This window comes from Mesorhizobium sp. B1-1-5, assembly GCF_006443065.1.
In the GTDB taxonomy this organism is placed as follows: domain Bacteria; phylum Pseudomonadota; class Alphaproteobacteria; order Rhizobiales; family Rhizobiaceae; genus Mesorhizobium.
Genome location: NZ_VFWS01000504.1, coordinates 1 through 1,200 on the forward strand (window position 1 = coordinate 1; position 1,200 = coordinate 1,200).

The 1,200-nt window shown below is 62.9% G+C and carries 1 protein-coding gene and 1 pseudogene; both read left to right on the forward strand.

Annotated elements, in window-relative coordinates:
- Nucleotides 1-632 (forward strand): annotated as a pseudogene (locus tag FJ980_RS32765) (altronate dehydratase); the annotation flags it as partial.
- A gap of 59 nt (nt 633-691) precedes the next feature.
- Nucleotides 692-1,200: SDR family NAD(P)-dependent oxidoreductase (locus tag FJ980_RS32770; protein WP_140547577.1), on the forward strand; the 509-nt coding region annotated here is incomplete at its 3' end.

The window sequence follows — 1,200 nt, forward strand, 5'->3', positions numbered from 1 at the left end:
AAGGCGGCACGGCGGTGCTGTCCTAGACGCCGGAGATCTACGGCGCCGAACATCTGCTCACCATGCGTGCGGAAAACCGCGCGGTCGGCGAGAAGCTGATCGAGCGTATCCGCTGGTGGGAGGACTACACAGCCAAGCACGACATGGAGATGAACAACAACCCGTCTCCCGGCAACAAGCTCGGCGGGTTGACGACGATCCTGGAGAAGTCGCTCGGCGCGTCCGCCAAGGGCGGGACGACCAATCTGCGCGCGGTGCTGGAATATGCCGAACCGATCAACGAACGCGGCCTCGTCTTCATGGACACGCCCGGCTACGATCCGGTTTCGGCAACCGGCCAGGTCGCCGGCGGCGCGAACATATTGTGCTTCACCACCGGGCGCGGTTCGGCCTTCGGCTGCAAGCCGACACCCTCGATCAAGCTTGCCTCCAATTCCTTCATTTTCGAGCAGATGCGCGAGGACATGGACATCAATTGCGGAGACATCCTCGACGGCGTCACGCTGGACGACAAAGGCCAGGAGATCTTCGCAGAGATCCTGCGCGTGGCATCGGGCGCGCGTACCAAATCGGAATTGCTGGGCTACGGCGACAATGAGTTCGTGCCCTGGAACCTCGGCGCTACCATGTAGCGACATCGCCCGCCCGCAACGGGCAACCTCAATTCACTCAACCAGAAAGAACGCTCGGCATGAACAGGATCGATCTTGACGGCCAACACGCCGTGGTCACCGGAGGCGCGCAAGGCCTCGGCTTCGCGATGGCCAAACGTTTCGTCGCCTCCGGCGCGACGGTCACCTTATGGGACGTCGACGAGGCGCGCCTCGAAGCGGCCAAGCGCGACCTTGGCAAGGCCGCCACGACCCTGGTCGTCGACATTGCGGATTGGGAGACGGTGGACGCCGCGCGGGCAAAAACCGAGGAGAGCGCCGGCAAAATCTCCATCCTGGTCAATTCTGCCGGCATTGCCGGTCCCGCCGCCCCGCTCGACAGCTACGACATAGAGACGTGGAAGAAGATCATCGACATCAACGTCAACGGCACCTTCTACGCCAACCGCGCCGTGGTGCCCGGGATGAAGGCGCGCAATTACGGGCGGATCGTCAACATCGCTTCCGTCGCTGGCAAGGAAGGCAATCCCAACGCTTCCGCCTACAGCACATCCAAGGCCGCGGTGATCGGCCTGACCAAATCGCTCGG